This is a genomic window from Priestia sp. FSL H7-0729 (assembly GCF_038005685.1).
Classification (GTDB): Bacteria; Bacillota; Bacilli; order Paenibacillales; family Paenibacillaceae; genus Paenibacillus.
Window position 1 is genome coordinate 290545 of record NZ_JBBOTQ010000008.1, and the last position, 21631, is coordinate 312175.

Consider the following 21631-nt stretch of genomic DNA (forward strand, 5'->3'; position numbering starts at 1 on the left):
GCACTGAATCCCCAATTCCATAGCAACGCTCTTTCTAATCCATACTCTTCCTATTGATTCAGATCCGGACGTTTACCTGTTACCAGGTATACCGTGCTCTCACCAATGTTGGTCGCATGATCACCAATACGTTCAATGTAACGTCCAACCATCATCAACAGCATTGCCTGTGAAGCCTGATTCGGATGCTCCGTCATTAACGTGTAGAGATCACTGATCATATGGCTGTACAGTTGATCGACTTGATCGTCCGTTTGAGCCATTTTATAAGCCAGGTCTGTGTTTTCTTTCAGGAAAGACTCAATCGATTCATCAATCATGGATTTCACGATTTCTGCCATTTGCGGGATATCCACCAGAGGTTTAATCAGCTTCTGGCCATCCATCCGGAGTGTCACCTTCGCCACGTCGAGAGCAAGATCTCCCATACGCTCCAGGTCACTGGAAATTTTGAAGGCCACGATAATACGTCTGAGATCCTTAGCCACAGGCTGTTGTGTGATGATCAGTTTGGAGCCAAGTTCCATAATTTTGTCTTCAAGGGCATTCAGATTCGCATCATTCTTGATGATGACCTGAGCTTTCTCGGCGTTCATCGTTTGTAAACTTTCAATAGCACCATCCAGTGCTGCTCCTACATGTTCACCCATTTGTTTGAGCAAGGTACGCAGCTCTTCAAGCTCCTGATCAAATTCTTTTCTGCGAATCATAGATTTCATGTCCTCCTTATCCATCATCTCCGGGTATGCCGGGATCATTCCAACTCAGCTCGCTTAACCGAACCTTCCAGATATATAATCCTCGGTCCGGGAATCTTGCGGTGTGGAGAATAACGTCTCCGTATCAGCTGCCTCCACCACTTCACCATTCAGGAAAAATACCGTGCGTCCAGATACCCGTGCTGCCTGGTGCATATTGTGGGTAACCATAACGATGGTGTACTTGTGATGCAATTCCTTCACCAGTTCCTCAATCTTCAATGTGGAGATCGGGTCGAGTGCGGACGTTGCTTCATCCATCAGCAGAACGTCAGGCTGCACAGCAAGCGCCCGCGCAATACATAGACGCTGCTGTTGTCCACCGGACAAACTAAGTGCCGACTTTTTCAATACATCCTTCACTTCATCCCAAAGGGCAGCATGAACAAGACTCTGTTCCACCAATTGATCCAGTTCAGCCTTCTGGGTTACCCCGTGCAAGCGCGGTCCATAAGCCACATTATCATAGATTGACTTCGGGAACGGATTTGGTTGTTGGAACACCATGCCCACTCGTTTGCGCAGTGTCTCCACTTCAATCTCATTACTGTAGATGTCAGAGCCATTCAGCATAACCTGTCCTTCCACACGAACACCCGGAATCATGTCATTCATCCGGTTTAACGTGCGAAGCAATGTCGATTTACCACAACCTGACGGCCCGATGAACGCAGTAACGGTTTTTTCCGGCAGATCCATCGATATATTTTTAAGCGCATGATGCGTATCATAGTATAAATTAAGTTTATCAATGTGAATGAGGTCCTTCATGGATGTTCACTTCTCCTTCGCTGCAGGGACGCGGAAACTCCCTTTACGTTGAGACCGATGCTGATAATCGCTCATCGCCGCTCGGCCATCTTTAATATCCTACCCTTTCATTGTAAAAACAGTATCACTTTCATGTTAACGGAATGTAAAAAGACATCCTAAACCTTCATGATCTGTTTGATGATCAATCTGATTCCTGATGCCTGCCTTTTGGATTGCCTTATATTTTACTCGCTACTTCGAAACCATCTCATCCAGCTTCGTACGAATATGCTCTGCCACTTCTCCAGCTTTACCGCCTTCCATGGCGATTCCCTCTGCTATACGGGACAGATCTCTCACCGCACGGTTCATTTGTCGGAACGTTGCTCCCCCCGAGGTAACATGTATCGAACTGTCATCAATCTCCGTTCCACTTGCCTTGACCAGCTCTACCGTCTGAAGGGTCAGTTCGCCGATATTCTCAAGCAATGAAGACATACTGCCTGCGACTTCACGGGTCTGTTTGGCGAGCGCGCGGATCTCCCCTGCAACAATCTGAAAGCCTCGTCCATATTCACCCGCATGAGCTGCTTCAATGGAAGCATTCAGCGCAAGTAGCCCGCTCTGATCTGCTAGGGTTCGAATGGAATGTGCCATGCCTGAGCCTATTTTGATGGAATCCAGCATGTGATCCGCATGTTGTCCTTGACTCTTCATATGCTCATGTACCCGGTTATAGGAAGTATCGACTTGCTTCAAACTCTCTTCGCCCTGCTTGGACAATGCCATGATCTCACGGGCCTCATGAACGGTCTGATTCGCTGCATGCACCAGCTTGGTAACTGCATCATTAATTCTAGATATCTCCTGCCTGCTCTCGGATACCGTACGTACCCGTTCTGCCGAAGAAGCTTGCTGCAATCTGCGGGAAAGGGACATCACATCACGCATCGTCAGCACACCGAGCAGTCGATCCTGATCGGTAACGAGTAGACAATCGTAGAAATGTTGTTCATTCCGTCCAAGTGCGATATCAATAATCGTTGAGGCTTCCATATGAATATCTGCTATAACGGGAGATGTATTCACTACTTGGATGACCGGCTTACGATAGAATAGATCTGCGGCAAAACGGCCATTTAACATCCGATATAACGTCTCTCGCATTAACAATCCAGTGGGTTTCATCTGCTCATCACACAGTACAATACATGGGTGCTCCTGATCCTGATTCATCATCGTCGCAGCTTCTCCACAGGTCGTATGGACCCCGGCGACAGGAACCTGACGATAATAGTCATACAGATGGATTACAGCTTCTTTAGCAACCACCGTTACTTCATGAGGCTGTGGGTCGGGTGTCGCGAATTCTTCGTTATGTAAAACAACATGAGGCTGGTCAGGTTTCACTTCGAGCAACATGGGCATAAATGCGCAATCTCCTTTACGTATTAGCTCCGTCTTAAGATAGATTATGTAGGTATAAAGTATCACCCAGATAAATCCATGCTACTCCCTCTTCGTAAAGGAAAATCTTCCTTTATGTTAAAAGAACGTAAAATAAAACTCCCCGATCATTGCTAACTTGAATGATGGGGAGTTTTTCTTTTGACAACCAATTTATAACCAACACCACGAATGGAATCAATGTGTACCGATTCCGGGTCCAGCTCCAGCTTTTTACGTAATGAGCTGACGTGAACGTCCACGGTCCGTTGACCTCCAATATAATCGAAGCCCCACACCGCGTTCATCAGATCATCTCTTGTCAGTACCACACCCGGCTTTTTGGCCAAATATAACAGAACTTCGAACTCTTTCGGACGCAGACTGATGGATTGTCCACCCAGTGTCACTTCATATTTCAGAGGATAAATCTCCAGCTCTCCCAAAATAATGCGTGAGCCATCTTTGTCCTCAGGTTGTGGTAAGTCTTCGCCATTGGAATAACGTCTTAATACCGCATCCACTCGGGCTAATAACTCAGATACACCAAATGGTTTGGTGATGTAATCATCGGCACCCGATTTCAGTCCCTGTACAACCTCAGCTTCACCATTCTTGGCCGTCAGAATGATAACAGGTGTACTGACACCCTGTATTCTTAACTTGTTCAGAATGTCCAGACCATTCATGCCCGGAAGCATCAGATCCAGTAGAATGAGATCAAATTCCTGGGACAAGGCCCGATCATATCCTGCAGATCCGTGATCTTCTGCCGTAACGTCATAACCTTCCTGTGTCAGGTTATACGTGAGTAATCTCGATAATGTAGGTTCATCTTCAATAACTAGCAAACGCTGTGCCATGATACCCCTTCTCTCTTCATAGGTTGTCTGTTGCCACAACACTTTTTCTATCATAGCACTAATTTGTTAACGCGGTGTAAAACAAAACAACCTTTTTACATTTTGCTACTTCATGTCTAGATCTCTTCATCTTGAATGAATGGAAGAATAACACGGAACGTTGTCCCCATGCCCAGCTCACTCTCTACAGACAATTTGCCATGATGCAATTCCACCAGATGTTTAACAATGGATAGTCCAAGGCCTGTTCCCCCTGAATTACGAGATCTGCCTTTATCCACGCGATAGAACCGTTCGAAGATTCGCGGCAAATCTTTTTTCGGAATGCCAATTCCTGTATCCGATACCGCAAAGACCACTTCATCATCGTTATCCATCGATACCTGTAACTTCACTCGTCCACCATCCGGGGTATAGTTGATTCCGTTGGATAACAAGTTGATGAATATCTGCTTCATCTTGTCCTCATCCGCTTCAATGTACAGTTCCTCGGGAACATGCATTTCCAGACGAATCTGCTTTTTCTCCGCCACCTTGGACAAGGTGCCCAGCACCATTTCGAAGAAAGAGTGTACATGAACAGGTGAGCATTGCAGCGGCGCGCGTTTGGATTCAATTTTGGATAACTCGAGAATATCTCCAATCAATCGGTTAAGTCGATCTCCTTCATCATAGATGATTTTTAGGAATGAACGCTCCGTCTCCTTATCCTGTACCCCGCCACTGAGCAATGTTTCGGCAAACCCTTTGACCGCCGCAACAGGTGTCTTGAGCTCATGAGAAACATTCGCAACAAACTCACTGCGCATGGACTCCAATCGACGAATCGCCGTGACATCCTGCAACAGGAACAACATGCCCCGATACCCGCCATCATCTTCTGACATCGGTACTCCATCAATACGGATCAGTTTTTCCTCCGGATTGAACACACTCACTTCTTCATGCATTCGTTCTTTCAATGCAACACTCTCTTCAACGGTACGTGTTAATTCATAGTGTCTTTTCAATTCAGTATAAGGCTTACCCGTAACCTTTCCTGCCTGAATACCAAGCATACGTTCCGCTTCCCGATTGACCAGTGCAATGGATTGCCCTGCATCGATCATCACAATGCCTCCAGTCATATTCGCCAGGACACTCTGTAGCAACGCTTCATTGTCACGTATCGTCTTCAGTTGGGACTGCAAGCTGTCTGCCATTCCGTTGATCGCAAGCCCTAGCTGTCCGATCTCATCTCTACGCGTTACATCAACTCTCGCATCGTATTCCAGCTTGGTGATCCGATGAGCCACTTTTGTAATATGCTCAATCGGAGAGGTTAATCCGCGTGCAACCCGATAACTGACAAATGCGACGATCAGAAATAGCAGTCCAAGCGCGGCAAACATAATCATCCAACCACGCTGAAGTCCCTGATCAACCGCTTGCAGACTCATCGAAAGGCGGATGTAGCCATCAAACTTGCCACTGGGCATTTCAATCATGTCACTTTGATCCGAATTGACAGGTAACGCTACATACAGCATGTCCTGTCCCAGTGTTTCACTGTATCGTATGGACTGCCCGTATCCATCTCCAACCGCACCCAAGATTTCCTCCCGGTTCAGGTGATTATCCATCGCTGCCGGATTACTCTCGGAATCTCCAATGACCGTGCCGTCTTTGTTGATGAACGTTACCCGGGAATCTGTCAGACGATCCAGTTCCAACGCCCGATCTGAATAATACTTTCGTGTGGCTTCCGAGGTGGGGTCACTTGCATCATGGAATGGAAAAGTGGCTTTGAGCAGATTAATCTCCCTTACCATGGTTTGTTCCAGTGCGGTTATATGCGTAGTCTTAAACACTCTGCCCATCGTATATCCAGCTACAATGACGGATACACCGATCAGCACCATCATAATGATGGCAAGGCGAATTCGGAAAGGTCTCATCTATCTCTTCCTTTTATGATCAGATTAACAGCTAATGACTTGCTCTACATTGAATCCATTTCAATTCGGTCCCCACGAGTGCCAGGATTGGAAATAACGAGAAACTCCACTTCTTCGTTGCTTCGATTCATCATCTGATGCGGCATTCCGGGTGCAATCTCTATTCCTTCATGGGTTTCCAACACGAAATTTTCTCCATTAAGTTCCATACATGCTTCACCGCTGAGGATGAAAAAAAACTGACGGCTTACCGAATGGTAATGTCGTATTTCAGCTGTTCCTGCAGGCATTCGCTCATGAATGATGCTCAGTTTATCGTTTTGAACAAGGTGCCAGCCATCGCACTGTCCACCCCATATATAATGCGCTGCATTCTGTTTGCTAATTTTCATATGACTTGTTCCTCCGCGTATAATTTGCTCGATCTATCATATCACAGATTAGGGAGTTTCCAGTTAGACAAGGCTAATAATAAATTATCATAGTTGTATCAACAGAGATACCGACTTTTGTAAACAGGTGCTAAACCGCATCTTGGACTTACACATTGCCCTAATATAAAAAAGACGCACCGCTCAGCCATGCTGAAAGCGATGCGCCTATATATAATCAAACCTATACGGATTCCAAACCGTCTTAACGAATTATCCGTTCACCACTTCGCCGCCATTCACATGCATCACCTGTCCGCTTACATACGAGGAATCATCTGAAGCAAGATATACATAGGCTGGGGCCAGTTCATCCGGTTGTCCTGGCCGCTTCATCGGTTGCGATGCGCCGAACTCGCTTACCTTTTTCTCATCAAAAGTGGATGGAATGAGCGGGGTCCAGATCGGCCCTGGTGCAACGGCATTCACACGAATCCCCTTCTCAATCACATTCATCGATAGAGAACGTGTGAACGAAGTGATGGCTCCTTTAGTGGATGAATAGTCAAGGAGGGTCGGGCTCCCGCGATAGGCTGTGATAGATGTCGTGTTAATAATCGTACTTCCCTTCTTCAGATGTGGCAGGGCTGCCTGCGTCACATAGAACATGCCGAAGATATTGGTACGGAATGTTCGTTCCAATTGTTCTGGCGTAATATCCTCCAGATTCTGCTGTGGGTGCTGTTCTGCAGCATTATTCACGACAATGTCCAGTTTGCCCAGTTCATCCATTGTCTGCTGAACCGACTTCTTGGCAAAGGCATCGTCACCAATATCCCCGGCAATTAGAATGCACTTGCGTCCTTCCTGTTCGACCTGACGCTTCGTTTCCTTGGCATCTTCGTGCTCGTTCAGATATACAATGGCGACATCCGCGCCTTCCTTGGCATACGTAACGGCAACAGCACGTCCGATCCCACTGTCACCCCCAGTAATGAGCGCTACCTTACCCGTCAGTTTACCTGCTGCCTTGTATTCAGGCTTCTCAAACTCCGGTCTGGGATGCATCTCCGATTCAATTCCTGGGCGTTGATCCTGGTGCTGTGCTGGCATTGTTTTTTGATTTTGTTGTGTATTGGTTGACATCTAACATTCTCCTCTCAAAATGTGAACATGTTTGGATTACAGAAGACATGGACTTCAACTGTGTCCTTCCTTGTCTTTCGTTCTCTGAAAAAGTCTCATTCTGTAGGATGGCATGAACAGTTCAGATTATTCTTCTACGATGAACAGCAACTTAAGCCTCAGCATGCTGTCTCTATCAGCGTCCTACCTTCTATTCGTTATTTACCACTCTCTTTGGATATCAAACAACGTTTTTCTCCAATGCCTGTTTTGCCAAAATTCGAAATTTATTCGAAATTAGACTGTTTCATGATACAAAGTGTATTCCTATGCTGCTTGGGCTGATGTACAATGTACAGTATACTGATGTGTTTTAACTCTCATTTTTATTGGTTTGATCATTCTACCTAACATGGAGACCTGACAATGGAATCGCATATTAATTCATATATAACACTCGTAGCCACTTCAGCCGTGCTGAATGTCTTTTTGTGTTTATATACCTATTTCAGAAGATCCGAGATCCCCAGCTCCAAAATATTCATTCTCTACACAGCAGCACTCTCCATTTACACGTTCGGTTATGCGATTGAGCTGGCCAGCAACTCACTGGAGCAGATGAAGTTCTGGACCACCGTGGAGTATATAGGCATGCCTTTCTCCGCATCCCTTGGCCTCATGTTGATGATAACGTACACAGGCAGAACGTTATCCAAAAAGGTAACCGCCGCATTGTTTGTAATCCCTTCCATTACACTGGTTATGGTTGCAACCAATGACTTTCACCATCTTTTTTATAAAAAAGTATGGCTGAGAGAAGATAGTCCCGTTCCTCTGATGGATATCGCAGTGGGTCAATGGTATGTTGTACACGGTGCATTTACGTTCTCCTGTCTGTTATGTGCCTGCCTCATTCTGATTGCACAATGGAGACACACCAAGAAGATGTATCGTCGCCAATTGCTTACTCTGATTACTTCACAGATTATTCCAATGGTCGCAGCTTTTCTGTATTTGCTTGGTTTGACTCCTGGCGGAATGGACCCCGTACCCGTACTCATGTGTATCACATCTGCCATGTATATCTGGGCCATTCTATCCTCTCGTCTCCTGACCATCGTACCCATCGCCAAAGACAGTATTTTCGAGAGCATGCGTGAAGGTGTTATTGTACTGGATAGTTCCAATCGACTCGTTGATTACAATAGATCTCTGCGTGACATGTTGCCAGAGCTTAACACAACCATGGTTGGCCAACTCTTGGATGAACTATGGCTTAATCTTGCTGGAGAGACGTTCCCCGTCGATTACCACAAGGAAGGTTTGCAGACCGATCTGTACTGGCAGTTAAATGGAGAGACCGTCTGTTACCAGGTCCGAACATCTTACGTGTATAACAAGGATGCACAGATTGTAGGCACTCTGATTATGCTCATTGATATAACGGAACAACGGTTCTTGCAAGAACAGCTGAAACAACTGGCTTATTTCGATGGTCTGACCAAAATCTATAATCGCACTCAATTTTTGCACAAGGGACGGGAGATGTTGAGTGAAGCTCAACTTAATCTGCAACCTGTCTCCTTTATTTTATTTGATATTGATTACTTTAAACGCATCAACGATACGTACGGGCATGATGTTGGTGACCAGGCCCTTATTCATGTGGTCTCCGTATGTAATCGTTTTTTGCGACATGAGATGTTGTTCGCCCGTTATGGAGGAGAAGAATTCGTCATCGCTCTTCCGAATACCTCGCTCCAAGAAGCCGAGAATCTTGCCGAGCAACTGAGAGTTGCCTTGTTGAATGATCCCCTAGATGTTAAGGGAGTTCCGATTACGCTGACCTCAAGCTTTGGTATTGCCCAGTACAACGGAGGGCATGATTCGCTGGAATCCTTGTTACGCGATGCTGATACTGCCCTGTACGAATCCAAGCGCATTGGTCGAAATGCAGTGCGTGTATATTCTGTGAGTACAACCTAACTCGTGTAGACCGTGTCTGATGGAAGTTGTACGATGATATGTATAGTAGTGATTGCTGTAGTTTCAGTTCAAATAAACCGAGGATTGCCGATCTCATCTTGGTGATAACAAAAATAGACAGCCACATTGGCTGTCTATTTTTCATTCGTTTCCACGAAACGCCATCTTACATTCTGGCTTGTCCCAAACATGTCTGCAAACGCTTAACCAACAACTACGAATACATCTATATAGCATGGATTAACCGTCCACAACACATTTAGATTACCTGATTATTCACCATCAGATACACCATAATTAACAAGAATACAGCCAGAATTGTACTGAACATACGAATCTTGCTTTGCTCAGGACCTACATCACGCTTGTTTTTCACACCTTCTGCAGCGAGTCGCAGCGGTTTGCCCATAATTCCTCCAATAGCCGCAATCGCCAAGAGCAGAACAACAACGACAGCCATCCAGATATGAGAGTACTCCCCTTTTGTCATCAGGTAACCACCCGTAAGAAGTTGGATTACGAGTCCATACTGCGCAACTTTGTTCAAAGAACGAAGCGACGCAAAGGCCCCCTCTTGTGCTGCAGCACTCAAGGTACGGATTTTACCGACGACAAATGGCAGAATCAAATAAAATCCCATTGCCAGTGCTCCAACAATATGGAGCAAATACATAATCATTGTCAAAATTTTCATCCTCCTCAACATTTTCGGTGTGCTGTATATCACATTCCATTATACTGGGGAACTTATCCAAAGAAAAGAAAACCTCCGGGTTTACCGGAGGTTTTCTTTTGGCTTCTGTTCAAAAAGTTTTCAAACTTACAGGTTTACTACCGAAATGACGTTGCGAACTGAATCAGCAGATTTATCCAATCCCGCTTTTTCTTCCGTTGTCAGATCAAGTTCGAATATTTTCTCAATGCCGTTACCACCCAGAATGGTTGGTACACCGAGGAACAGATCATGATAGCCGTATTCACCTTCAAGATAAGCGATCACTGGAATAATACGTTTCTTGTCCTTCAAGATCGCTTCGGTCATCTGAACAAGTGAAGCCGCCGGTGCGTAATATGCACTGCCGTTACCAAGCAGGTTCACGATCTCACCACCGCCAACGCGTGTACGCTGTACGATCGCTTCAATTCGGTCTGCTGGAATTAACGTATCAATCGGAATGCCTCCCACGCTCGAATAACGAACGAGAGGCACCATATCATCTCCGTGACCACCCAGAACGAATCCACGAACATCTTCAACAGATACGTTCAACTCTTGCGCAATGAAGGTACAATAACGTGCTGTATCCAGAACACCTGACTGACCAATAACACGGTTTTTAGGAAAACCAAGGGTCTGATAAGCAGCATAAGTCATCGCATCCACCGGGTTGCTTAGAATAATGACGATGGAATCAGGGCAATATTTTTTCACATTTTCACAAACGGACTTCACGATACCCGCATTCGTATTGACCAGATCGTCGCGGCTCATCCCCGGTTTACGGGCGATACCAGCGGTGATAATTACAATCTCAGAACCTGCAGTATCTTCGTAGTTGGAAGTACCGACGATATGACTGTCAAACCCTTGAACAGGACTTGCTTCCATCATATCGAGTGCTTTCCCCTTCGTCGGGTTCTCCAGTTGAGGAATATCAACCAGCACAACATCCCCGAGTTCTTTTTGGGCAAGCATTAATGCGGTCGTAGCACCGGTAAAACCGGCGCCGACTACTGTGATTTTTTTGCGCTGAATAGTCAAGATTCACATCTCCCCTTACAGGTTTTTAATGATTTGATCCGCGAATTCAGAACATTTCACTTCAGTAGCACCGTCCATCAGACGTGCAAAGTCATACGTTACTGTTTTATTGTTAATGGATGTTTCCATACCTTTGTAGATCAGGTTAGCTGCTTCTTGCCATCCCAAGTGCTCAAGCAACATTACTCCGGACAGAATAACGGAACCAGGGTTCACGACATCTTTGTCCGCATATTTAGGTGCAGTACCGTGCGTTGCTTCGAAGATAGCATGTCCTGTTACGTAGTTGATGTTCGCTCCAGGAGCGATACCAATACCACCCACTTGCGCTGCAAGTGCATCGGACAGATAGTCACCGTTCAGGTTCAATGTTGCGATCACATCGAATTCGCCTGGGCGAGTCAATACTTGTTGCAGAGCGATATCGGCAATTGCATCTTTTACGATGATTTTACCAGCATCTTCAGCGGCTTTTTGTGCTGCATTTGCTGCATCTGTACCTTCGTTATCTTTGATGATGTCATATTGTGCCCAAGTGAATACTTTGTCAGCGAACTCTTCTTCAGCCACTTCGTATCCCCAGTTTTTGAAGGCACCTTCGGTAAATTTCATGATATTACCTTTGTGTACCAAGGTAACACTCTTACGGTTGTGATCAATTGCGTATTGAATTGCTGCTCGTACCAAACGTTTCGAACCTTCGGAAGAAACTGGTTTGATACCAATACCAGAAGTTTCAGGGAAGCGGATTTTGTTAGCACCCATCTCCTGTTGCAGGAACTGGATCACTTTTTTCACTTCTTCAGAACCTTCAGCATACTCGATTCCTGCATAGATATCTTCCGTATTCTCACGGAAAATGACCATGTCTACCAGCTCAGGACGTTTAACCGGAGAAGGTACACCGTCGAAATAACGAACAGGACGCAAGCAAGTGTACAGGTCAAGTTCTTGGCGCAGGGCTACGTTCAGGGAACGGATACCGCCACCGATTGGCGTAGTCAAAGGTCCTTTGATCGCTACGATATACTCACGAATGGCTTCCAATGTATCATTCGGCAACCACTCACCGTATGTATCGAATGCTTTTTGTCCAGCAAACACTTCATACCAAGCGATTTTTTTGTTGCCATCATAAGCTTTTTCAACAGCTGCATCCAATACACGTTTGGAAGCTTTCCAGATATCACGGCCTGTACCGTCACCTTCGATAAATGGAATGATTGGGTTACTAGGTACTTGAAGTGTACCATTATCAATTTGAATTTTTTCGCCTTCAGTTGGGTGAGCAAATTTTTCTAATTTCATAGTTAAAATTCCTCCTAGGTTTCATATATGCAGTATTCATCATACCACTAGTCTTGTTGAGAGAAGGGTTCTGAGAGCTCAAGCCAGTAACGCCTCAGCTTTCCAACCCTTCACCTCGTCCATATTATTATACTGTTTTTGCGGCTATTAGCGAAGTTCAATAGAAACGTATTTCTGTTCTGCAGGGCCAGTGTACTCCGCACGTGGACGAATGATGCGATTGTCCGCAAGCTGTTCCAAAATATGCGCAGTCCATCCAGACACCCGGCTAATAGCAAAGATCGGAGTGAACAATTCCTGTTCGATCTCCAGTTGGGTATATACCGAAGCAGAATAGAAGTCTACGTTAGGCTTCAGTCCTTTTTGTCCTGTTACCAGTTCCTCGATCTTCACTGACATATCATACAAGCGTGTATCATTGTTCATCTCGCCAAGTTCCTTGGACATCTTCTGTAGATGTTTGGCGCGTGGATCACCGTTCTTATACACCCGATGTCCAAAGCCCATGATCTTTTCACGATTATTCAATTTTTCCTGAATTGCCGCTTCAAGACGATCAGGCGTACCAATCTCATTCAACATTTTCATAACGGCTTCATTAGCACCGCCATGCAGTGGTCCCTTCAGTGCGCCAATGGCGGAAGTTACACCGGAATAGATATCCGACAGCGTAGCAACCGTTACACGGGCTGCAAATGTCGAAGCATTTAACTCGTGATCCGCATGCAGGACAAGGGCTTGATCCAATGCTTTCACTGCGGTCTCGGATGGTTCTTCACCAGTCATCATATATAAAAAGTTCTCTGCGATGGAAGCGCCTTCTTTTGGAGCCACAGGTTCTTTGCCCTGACGGATACGGGCGATGGCTGCCACAATCGTTGGCAACTGTGCTTGCAACTTAACCGCTTTGTTCTCATTCGCTTCCGTTGTCATCTCATCAGCTTGCTCGTCGTACAATGCAAGTGCAGAGACAGCGGAACGAAGTGCTGCCATGGTACTGACATTTTTCGGATACAATTTGATTTGTGCAATTAACTCGCTCGGAATCGGCGCGTAATCGCTCAGGCTTTTACGAAGGGATTTCAATTCATCTGTTGTTGGCAATTTACCGAACCACAACAGATAGGCAACTTCTTCAAAGCTGGCATGTTCAGCCAAATCGTCGATATCGTAACCACGGTATGTAAGCACACCGTCTACAATAGAACTGATCGAAGAGGTTGTTGCAACGATGCCTTCCAGACCTTTGGTAGCTGTCATATTACATCTCTCCTTTAATAAGCGAAATCAGGAACCATTCCAGAGTGCATATAAGTGCCAAAGTGCACCTATTCTCTTTTTGTAAACATTTTCATTTTAAAATTAACAAATATTTCAAAATGCGGTTTCCCTATCTGTCAATCGGTATTTACTTATAACATCATACTGGATTTTGTCGTTTATGTGAACATGATGAGAGTTCATTCGCACATCAAACTTCTTTATCGGACCGATAAAGAAGTTTTGAAAACCTTTACAAAAACAAGGTTTACATTTAATGTTTTTAAATCAATCTTGTCGTATGACGAACTTCCTATTGCTATATTCTGTAATACTGAGGCATACTCTAGGCAAAAGAAAGAATCCAGGCGAAGCTTGTTCAATAATCAGCTTTTGAACACACTTTGGCAACAGTCTGGCGTTTCAAAACATGGTAAATGCTCTATATTAATTAAGATAGCCATCTCTGCCTTATGGATCATACATAGGTCGGCTTAATTGAAATTAGGAGAGTTGATGCTTGGATAAAATCATACTGAAACGTCTACTCCGCGGCTTATGGGTTATCATTGCGACCATTTTGATTGCTGTTGCCATATACTTGCTATTCCCGCTCCTGTATCCGTTTGCGATTGCCTGGATTATCGCCTATGCCATGAATCCATTAGTGAAACTGCTTCAGAATCGAGCACGATTCCCCCGCTGGCTGGCTGTGACTCTTTCATTGATCCTATATTTTGGAGCTATTGCGGTGGTACTGTCTGCAGCGATTACCCGTATGGTAAAAGAAGTCATTTCACTTACCACAAGCTTCGATCTTCATGTGGATGAGATCAAGGACACGTTTGTGCGCTGGACCGAGAATGACACCATTCAGAGTTTGATTGCGCAGATTAATGAGTTTTACAAGGAGAATCCCAACTACCAGGAAACCATCAACAGCAATATTAGTAAAACAACCGAAACTGTAGGTACAGCCGTGACCGATCTGGTCACCGGATTTTTCAATATGGTTCTGAGTCTCCTGACTTCCCTGCCGAACATGGGTGCCGTATTAATTGTGGTTCTGCTGTCTACATTCTTCATTAGCAAAAGTTGGACCCGGCATAGCATCACCGTATCGGGCTGGGTGCCCTCTTCCATTCGCAAGCCCATATCAGACATATGGACTGACCTGAAAAAGGCTTTGTTTGGGTACGTGAGAGCACAATTGATCATGATCTCGATTACAGCACTATTCGTCATGATTGGACTACTTATATTGCAAGTAAAGTCAGCCTTCACTATCGCTCTCTTTATTGGTCTGGTGGATCTGCTACCTTACTTGGGTGTGGGTCTGGTCATGGTACCTTGGGCAGCATACCTGTTTATGAACGGGGATCTGTATCTGGGCATAGGTATTAGTGTTATCTATCTGATCTTACTAATCGCCCGTCAGATTATTGAACCGAAGGTACTTGCAAGTAGTGTAGGGCTCGATCCACTCGCCACGCTGGTTGGCATGTTCGTGGGTTTGAAACTGTTCGGTGTACTTGGCTTGATTATCGGTCCGGTCAGCTTGGTCATCCTCGATGCGTTTAATCGGGCTAACGTATTGCGTGACCTCAGAACGTACATCATCAACGGACGTGTCCGATGAGGCATCATCCTATGCGATGAGTACACAGGAAAAGCGGAAAAGGCTTCGTTCAACAGAATTCATCTGCTGAGCGGAGCCTTTTCCTTTTTGCTTAATAACTGGTGTTTCATTTCGGACGACGATAAAATGTAATTTTGCCACTTTTCATTTTTTTCTCCAGCCACCCCAGTAAGAACAGACGGTATACCGGACGTGTTAATGGAAATACCAGTGTAAATCCGATCAGATCTGTTACAAAGCCTGGAATCAAAAGCAGGAAACCACCAACAAAAATAAAAAGACCATCGACCATTTTTCTTCCAGGTACCTTGCCACGCTCCATCTCGGATCTGGCGTCCACAAGTACCTTCCGCCCTTCAAACTGCAACATTGCTATACCAATCAAGGACGTGAGAATCATGAGAAGCAATGTCTTTCCGGCTCCGATCCAGTCACTCATCAGAATAAAACCAAATAATTCAATCACCGGAATGATTAAGAGTAAAGCCCACATCCATTTTCGCATTGACGTATTACCCCTTTCCCGAAAGCCACACCTTTTCAAGCGCGCTGTATAGCTCAGAGGCTGCCTTATCCAGCCGAACTGGCTTCCAGTCCCCATTCACCCATACATGCTGGGTAGAACCTGTAACTAGCCGTTCACCGGGGAGTGATTCATCAGCTGACCATACCCGTTCTCCAATCGCCATATGCTCATCAGGTTCTTCAGACATGCGTCTTATGTCATACTCATAGTTCAGTCGCAGACCACTAAATGCAGCAATACGGGTGAAAATGATAATCTCATCATCATATCGAGCAGGCTTGTGATATTTCACATCCAGTCCGGTTACGGGAAGCAGTAACCCCTGTTCCTCCATTTTACGATATGTATACCCCATTTGGCGAATCATCTCAGTTCGACCGATTTCAAACCAATTCAAATAGTTCGCGTGGTAGACCACGCCCATCTGGTCACTTTCTTGATAGCGTACACGAAGACGTGCCGCATACCAGCTACCGTTAATCTGTTCTCGCACGTGATCGGCCTCCTTCGCTCTAACAATCTTACGTGTTACATCGTTACAAAGTGTCAATAAGATGGAAAAAAAGCAACGGGACAATAACGCCCCATTGCTTCTTTCCTGTTGCTTCTCCATCCAAGACGCTATTAAGCGTTGTTTGGAATTTGGCTTACTTTAATCAGGTTGGTAGAACCGGAACGACCCAAAGGTACACCAGCTGTGATCACAACCAGGTCTCCTTCTTTAACCAGTCCGGATTTTACGCCGCCTTCAATTGCGTTTTCGAACAAAGCATCCGTGGAATCAACCAGTCTTCCTTTGACAGGAGTTACACCCCAAGCCAGAGCCAAACGGCGGGAAGTTCTGTCTTCCGTAGTCACAGCGATGATTGGAGATTCTGGACGATACTTGGAGATCATACGTGCAGTGTGTCCTGATTCAGTTGAAGTGATGATCGCTTTTGCGTTCAAATCTTGAGCTGAAAGAGCAACCGATTGGCTGATTGCTTCTGTCACTGTTGTTTGTTGAGCAACACGTTGTTTCAGATACAGCTCTTGGTAAGGCAGAGCAGATTCTGCTTTTTCAGCAATACGGGACATGGTCAGAACGGATTCAACCGGGTATTTACCCGCAGCTGTCTCACCCGACAACATGATAGCGTCCGTACCATCGAAGATCGCATTCGCCACGTCACTTGCTTCCGCACGTGTTGGACGCGGGTTACGTTGCATGGAATCCAACATTTGTGTAGCTGTGATAACCGGTTTACCTGCAACGTTACATTTTTCGATCATGCGTTTTTGTACCAATGGTACTTCTTCCGCAGGAATCTCAACACCCAGGTCTCCACGAGCAACCATCAGGCCGTCAGACACTTCAAGGATCTCGTCGAGGTTATCGACACCTTGTTGGTTTTCAATTTTGGAGATGATTTGGATATGTCCAGCATTGTGTTTTTCAAGCAATTCACGAATTTCAAGTACGTCACTTGCTTTACGTACAAAAGAAGCCGCGATGAAATCGACACCTTGCTCAATACCAAATACGATATCGTTAGCGTCTTTTTCAGTGATACCCGGCAGAGAAATGGCAACGCCCGGAACGTTAACACCTTTTTTGCTTTTGATCGATCCGCCGTTAACGATACGGCATTTGATCTCGGTGCCTTGCACTTCCACCACGGTCAGTCCGATCAGACCGTCGTCGATCAGAATTGTAGATCCCGGTTCAACATCACTCGGAAGATCTGTATACGTAATGGAAAGACGTTCTTTGGTGCCCAGAATTTCTTCTGTTGTCAAAGTGATGTACTCGTCTTGAACCAATTCGATCGGTTCAACTTCGAGTTTACCTGTCCGAATTTCCGGTCCTTTGGTGTCCAGCAAAATCGCTACTGTTTTGTTCAGCTCTTCGCATGCTTGGCGAATCGCAACGATCCGTCCGCCGTGCTCATCGAAATCACCGTGGGAGAAGTTCAGACGGGCCACATTCATACCGGCCATAATCAATTTTTTGGTGTTCTCCAGAGATTCACTGGATGGACCAATGGTACATACAATTTTCGTTTTACGCATTTTGGGTTTCCTCCGATTTTAAAGGTATTACTCTTTATCTATTTTTCTTTTTCCAACTATTAAATTTACTATACTTTTGCTCATTTGTATAGGAAATTCGTCACATTATTCAGCATTTCCCGACAAATTACTCGCCACATCGACTTCTACAAGCTCTTGAGGAGCTTCAACGGATGCTTGAGGTTCAAACGTGACCGATCCAATTTTACGGAATTTCTCATAACGATCCTGTTTCAGCTGATCCCCGCTCCACCCCTTCATCTCTTCGAGATGACGGACCAACGCTTCACTGATGAAAGCAGCAGACGCTTCATAATCCCGATGAGCACCGCCGCGTGGCTCAGGGACAATCTCTTCAATGACTTCCATCTCAAGTAGGTCTTTGGCTGTTATTTTCATCGCTTCAGCCGCCTGATCTGCTTTGGAAGCATCCTTCCAGAGAATTGAAGCCGCCCCGTTCGGAGAGATCGCAGAATAGATCGCATGTTCCAGCATCAACACACGATTACCCACAGCCATAGCGAGGGCACCGCCGCTTCCACCTTCGCCGATGACCACAACAATAACAGGAACCGAAAGCTTAGCCATTTCCATCAGGTTACGGGCAATAGCTTCCGATTGACCTCTCTCTTCTGCAGTATTACCCGGATAGGCCCCTTTAGTATCAATAAACGTAATAATAGGACGGCCAAATTTGTTCGCTTGTTTCATCAGACGAAGTCCTTTACGGAAACCTTCCGGATGAGCGCTACCGAAAAAGCGGGCGATATTATCCTTCGTATCTTTCCCCCGCTGTTGTCCAATTACCGTTACTGTCTTTCCATTCAACTTGGCAAGCCCGCCAACAACCGCAAGATCGTCTCCGAACATGCGATCACCGTGCAGCTCAATGAAATCCGTAAATATCAACTGAATCAGATCCAGCGCCGTTGGGCGCTGCTGATGCCGGGCCAGATGCATTTTCTGAGCTGCCGTTATGCCAGTGTAGATCTCTTCTTCAAGTCTATGGTAACGTTCTTCCAGGCGGGCAATCTCGTCGGTGAAGTCGATCCCTTTTTCCTGTCCAAACTGTACGAGTTCATCAATCTTTTTGCGCATCTCAACCAGAGGCGCTTCATATGGCAACTCACCCGCCATTTAGACCCCTCCTTTTTCACTATGCATATCCAGAAGCTTGCCAAGAGTGGCCCGAAGTTCTTTCCGGTGCACAACCATGTCCAACTGACCGTGTTGCATATTAAATTCAGCCGTCTGGAAATCATCAGGTAACTTCTGACGGATGGTTTGTTCGATAACGATTCTGCCGGCAAAACCAAATACAGCGCCAGGTTCAGCAATATTGATATCGCCCAGACTCGCAAAACTTGCCGAGACTCCACCTGTCGTTGGATCCGTAATGACCGAAATGTACAAACCGCCCTGTTCATCCAAACGGGATAAGGCAGCGCTTGTTTTGGCCATTTGCATGAGGCTGAGAATACTCTCCTGCATACGTGCACCACCTGATGTGGAGAAAATAATCAAAGGCAACCGTTTTTCTGTTGCATGCTCAACGGCACGGGTAATTTTCTCTCCTACAACAGAACCCATGCTGCCTGTGAAGAAATCAAAACTCATGACAGCCACAACTACAGGCAGGCCCTCAATGGTTCCTTCCCCTGTAATTACCGCTTCCTTAAGGCCCGATTTCAGACGCTGTTGTTCCAATTTGTTGCTATATCCAGGAAAGCCAAGTGGATCAACCGATATCATATCCGCGTCGAACTCAACGAATCCTTGATCATCAAGTACCATAGCAATGCGCTCCATAGCGTTAAGACGCATATGGTAACCGCAAGCAGGACATACTTTCAGATTTTTCTCCAATTCCTTGCTATATTGAATGGTGCCGCATTTGCTGCACTTGTTCATAAGCCCTTCAGGTATTTCACGTTTTGGGCGTTCTTGGACTTCCTGGCCTTCGCCGGGAAGTGCACGTTCGGAAGGTATGGTAGCGTACTTCCGTTTCTTCTGGAATATATCTTTGAACACAACTACACCTCTCCAGCCGTTGATTTGATGGCCGCAACCTGCAGTGCGCTGCTTGTGGCAGCTTCAACCGCGTGCTACGGTAAACCGCTTACGACCCACACGCTGCCATGGGCCTTGTCCAGCATTCACAACAAAAAAATCCGCCGGTACAGGGCAAGGATCAGCGGCTTCTGTCAGCACGATTGATGTTACCTGCAATAACCGAAAGATTGTTGCGCCGATGTTTGAATCTATCTTGGTAGGGTCTCTGGGAGCAACCAGGTCGGTCCTTGTCCTAACAAAAAAAGAAGGAAGGACAGCAGCATACAATACATGCAAGTCGATTCCTCTCTCCGCTTACGCGATTAGTCCCTTATGTACCGATGGTACTTCTTCATCTGCCAAGGCACGTCGATGTCGAACGAATCAGGAATGCAGAATGGAATTCAGCACTTCCTGGACCTCTTCCAATTCCCCAGAAGGGACGCGAATCTCAAATTGCTGCTTGGATAAACTGATGGGACGGGTCTGTACCAGAAAACCTTCTTCCGAAAGCTTGGTCTTGATCTTGTCCGCAACCTTTGCTGTCGGTGCAATGTAAATCACCGTCCACATGCCTTGTCCGCCCCCTAAGCTAATGTTCAGAGCCCGTATATTGGACTAATGATAACATACCTCACTTTTTTTCTGCAAGAAAGGGTTCGGGACCTTGGGGGAGAATTCGGGATCATGAGGGACATTTGTCCCCCACGAATAACTCATATGGTTGACGAAATCTTCTTGTTCATGCCCTTCATCAAGCAGTATCAAGCCTGCCAGGGCAGCCTTAGCCGCCCTTGATGACTTCATATGAGCCATTGAAGAACACTAGTATAGAAGTATGGTAATGCAGGGGGTTACAGGTCTGAGGGGTATTTTTTGGCTTTAATATTTTTGTGTGCTATCCGGGCAGAAGCAGCTGCTGCTACCCCTGCGACCAGATCATCCAAAAAGACATGAATGGCTGAGGTGTGTTCGTTCAAATCATGAATCACACCTATTTTTTCTTTATCCAGATAACCAAAGCTGGTTAAACCGATCATACCATACACATGAGTAATGCCAAGAGCCAGAGTCTCGTCCACTCCATACAGGGATTCATCCGCTTCCATAATAGCTTGTAACGGTTGGGGCAAGAGTTTTTTCTCCGCAAGTTCGTCGAGCGCAATACCGGTGTAGAGGGTATATTGCACCTCTCGTTTCTGCAGAACGGATTTCACACTGGTTACACAGTCGTCCATGGTCAGTTCGGGGTGGTACCCTTTTTGCAGACGGTATACAATTGCTGCGATGGCATCAATCCGTACACCCCGCCGGGCCAGCATGGCTTCTACGATTTCATATGACATATCTCGACCTCCCGCATCAATCCCCCGAGGACCGCGAGGTCCTTCGGTGTTCTCAAGTGTATGCAGCAACCTGTTAAAATGTTCATAAAATGTGCGGATGGTTGAAGCCAGGAACCCACGCTTAAACAATTACAAAAACCTGTTCAGCATTTAGCCAAACAGGTTTCATATTATGAAACGAGAACGATCCCTTATGGGATCAACTCTTATTTAATTTTGACCGTACCTTCACCCAGCATCTGCTCCATAGCGGAGAACAAGGTTGGTGATGGCTTAATCCGATAGGCATCACTCAGCGCAAGCAACTTCTGTTGCTGCTCATAGAAGAGCACGGTTGCCACAGGTCCGGGATGTTCCTGAAGAAGCTGTTTCAGTCGTGCCAGAAGCTCTGGCTTCTCCGCATGCGGGGCAATCTTCACAAACACCCGCTTCTCCACCGCCCGCAGT

Annotated in this window: 21 protein-coding genes; 2 read left to right on the forward strand and 19 right to left on the reverse strand. The window is 45.9% G+C overall.

The features are described from left to right. Window positions 1-50 precede the first annotated feature (50 nt). From phoU to MHH93_RS19335, 7 genes are all read right to left on the reverse strand, one after another. Complete coding sequence (gene phoU, locus MHH93_RS19305; protein ID WP_017689478.1) at window positions 51-710, reverse strand: phosphate signaling complex protein PhoU; 660 nt, start codon at window positions 708-710, stop codon at window positions 51-53. 63 nt (window positions 711-773) lie between these two features. Continuing rightward, on the reverse strand, window positions 774-1529 hold the full coding sequence (pstB, locus tag MHH93_RS19310) for a phosphate ABC transporter ATP-binding protein PstB (RefSeq protein WP_339241024.1): 756 nt from the start codon (window positions 1527-1529) through the stop codon (window positions 774-776). 234 nt (window positions 1530-1763) lie between these two features. Beyond that, window positions 1764-2939: a methyl-accepting chemotaxis protein gene (locus MHH93_RS19315; RefSeq protein ID WP_500055327.1), complete on the reverse strand. Its 1176-nt coding sequence runs from the start codon at window positions 2937-2939 to the stop codon at window positions 1764-1766. Window positions 2940-3091: 152 nt separating this feature from the next. Beyond that, window positions 3092-3820: a response regulator transcription factor gene (locus tag MHH93_RS19320; RefSeq protein ID WP_253433078.1), complete on the reverse strand. Its 729-nt coding sequence runs from the start codon at window positions 3818-3820 to the stop codon at window positions 3092-3094. 116 nt (window positions 3821-3936) lie between these two features. Then, window positions 3937-5757, reverse strand: a complete 1821-nt coding sequence (pnpS, locus tag MHH93_RS19325) for a two-component system histidine kinase PnpS (protein ID WP_500055328.1) — start codon at window positions 5755-5757, stop codon at window positions 3937-3939. 44 nt (window positions 5758-5801) lie between these two features. After that, window positions 5802-6149, reverse strand: coding sequence for a cupin domain-containing protein (locus MHH93_RS19330; protein ID WP_500055329.1), 348 nt, complete (start codon window positions 6147-6149; stop codon window positions 5802-5804). Between the two features lie 252 nt (window positions 6150-6401). After that, window positions 6402-7274 carry an SDR family oxidoreductase gene (locus MHH93_RS19335; RefSeq protein ID WP_500055330.1) on the reverse strand — a complete coding sequence of 291 codons (873 nt, stop codon included), beginning with the start codon at window positions 7272-7274 and terminating at the stop codon, window positions 6402-6404. Between the two features lie 405 nt (window positions 7275-7679). On the opposite strand from MHH93_RS19335, the gene MHH93_RS19340 reads away from it, so the two are divergent. Then, a complete protein-coding gene (locus tag MHH93_RS19340) occupies window positions 7680-9239 on the forward strand; it encodes a histidine kinase N-terminal 7TM domain-containing diguanylate cyclase (RefSeq protein ID WP_500055331.1) in 1560 nt (519 codons plus the stop codon). A gap of 259 nt (window positions 9240-9498) precedes the next feature. Here MHH93_RS19340 and MHH93_RS19345 read toward each other — a convergent pair whose 3' ends face one another. The 4 genes from MHH93_RS19345 to citZ all read right to left on the reverse strand — a co-directional run bounded on the left by MHH93_RS19345 (window position 9499) and on the right by citZ (window position 13569). Further along, a complete protein-coding gene (locus MHH93_RS19345) occupies window positions 9499-9924 on the reverse strand; it encodes a hypothetical protein (RefSeq protein WP_500055332.1) in 426 nt (141 codons plus the stop codon). Between the two features lie 135 nt (window positions 9925-10059). Next, window positions 10060-11001, reverse strand: a complete 942-nt coding sequence (gene mdh, locus MHH93_RS19350) for a malate dehydrogenase (protein WP_500055333.1) — start codon at window positions 10999-11001, stop codon at window positions 10060-10062. Window positions 11002-11016: 15 nt separating this feature from the next. Further along, window positions 11017-12309 (reverse strand): NADP-dependent isocitrate dehydrogenase, encoded by a 1293-nt coding sequence (gene icd, locus MHH93_RS19355; RefSeq protein ID WP_076330335.1) that lies wholly within the window; start codon window positions 12307-12309, stop codon window positions 11017-11019. Between the two features lie 147 nt (window positions 12310-12456). Then, window positions 12457-13569 (reverse strand): citrate synthase, encoded by a 1113-nt coding sequence (citZ, locus tag MHH93_RS19360; protein WP_500055334.1) that lies wholly within the window; start codon window positions 13567-13569, stop codon window positions 12457-12459. Window positions 13570-14089: 520 nt separating this feature from the next. On the opposite strand from citZ, the gene ytvI reads away from it, so the two are divergent. Beyond that, window positions 14090-15208, forward strand: a complete 1119-nt coding sequence (gene ytvI / locus MHH93_RS19365; protein WP_500055335.1) for a sporulation integral membrane protein YtvI — start codon at window positions 14090-14092, stop codon at window positions 15206-15208. Between the two features lie 106 nt (window positions 15209-15314). On the opposite strand, the gene MHH93_RS19370 is transcribed toward ytvI, so the two are convergent. From MHH93_RS19370 to MHH93_RS19405, 8 genes are all read right to left on the reverse strand, one after another. Further along, window positions 15315-15713 (reverse strand): FxsA family protein, encoded by a 399-nt coding sequence (locus MHH93_RS19370; protein ID WP_500055336.1) that lies wholly within the window; start codon window positions 15711-15713, stop codon window positions 15315-15317. Window positions 15714-15720: 7 nt separating this feature from the next. Then, complete coding sequence (locus tag MHH93_RS19375; RefSeq protein ID WP_339241003.1) at window positions 15721-16227, reverse strand: acyl-CoA thioesterase; 507 nt, start codon at window positions 16225-16227, stop codon at window positions 15721-15723. 131 nt (window positions 16228-16358) lie between these two features. Next, complete coding sequence (gene pyk / locus MHH93_RS19380) at window positions 16359-17786, reverse strand: pyruvate kinase (protein ID WP_500055337.1); 1428 nt, start codon at window positions 17784-17786, stop codon at window positions 16359-16361. A 105-nt stretch (window positions 17787-17891) separates the two neighbouring features. Beyond that, complete coding sequence (locus MHH93_RS19385) at window positions 17892-18923, reverse strand: acetyl-CoA carboxylase carboxyltransferase subunit alpha (protein WP_500055338.1); 1032 nt, start codon at window positions 18921-18923, stop codon at window positions 17892-17894. Further along, window positions 18924-19817 (reverse strand): acetyl-CoA carboxylase, carboxyltransferase subunit beta, encoded by an 894-nt coding sequence (accD, locus tag MHH93_RS19390; RefSeq protein ID WP_278295962.1) that lies wholly within the window; start codon window positions 19815-19817, stop codon window positions 18924-18926. Between the two features lie 405 nt (window positions 19818-20222). Further along, window positions 20223-20411, reverse strand: a complete 189-nt coding sequence (locus tag MHH93_RS19395) for a hypothetical protein (protein WP_017689496.1) — start codon at window positions 20409-20411, stop codon at window positions 20223-20225. 281 nt (window positions 20412-20692) lie between these two features. Further along, a complete protein-coding gene (locus MHH93_RS19400) occupies window positions 20693-21184 on the reverse strand; it encodes a phosphatidylglycerophosphatase A family protein (RefSeq protein WP_440387977.1) in 492 nt (163 codons plus the stop codon). Between the two features lie 206 nt (window positions 21185-21390). After that, on the reverse strand, window positions 21391-21631 hold a 241-nt coding region (locus MHH93_RS19405), incomplete at its 5' end, for a hypothetical protein (RefSeq protein WP_500055339.1).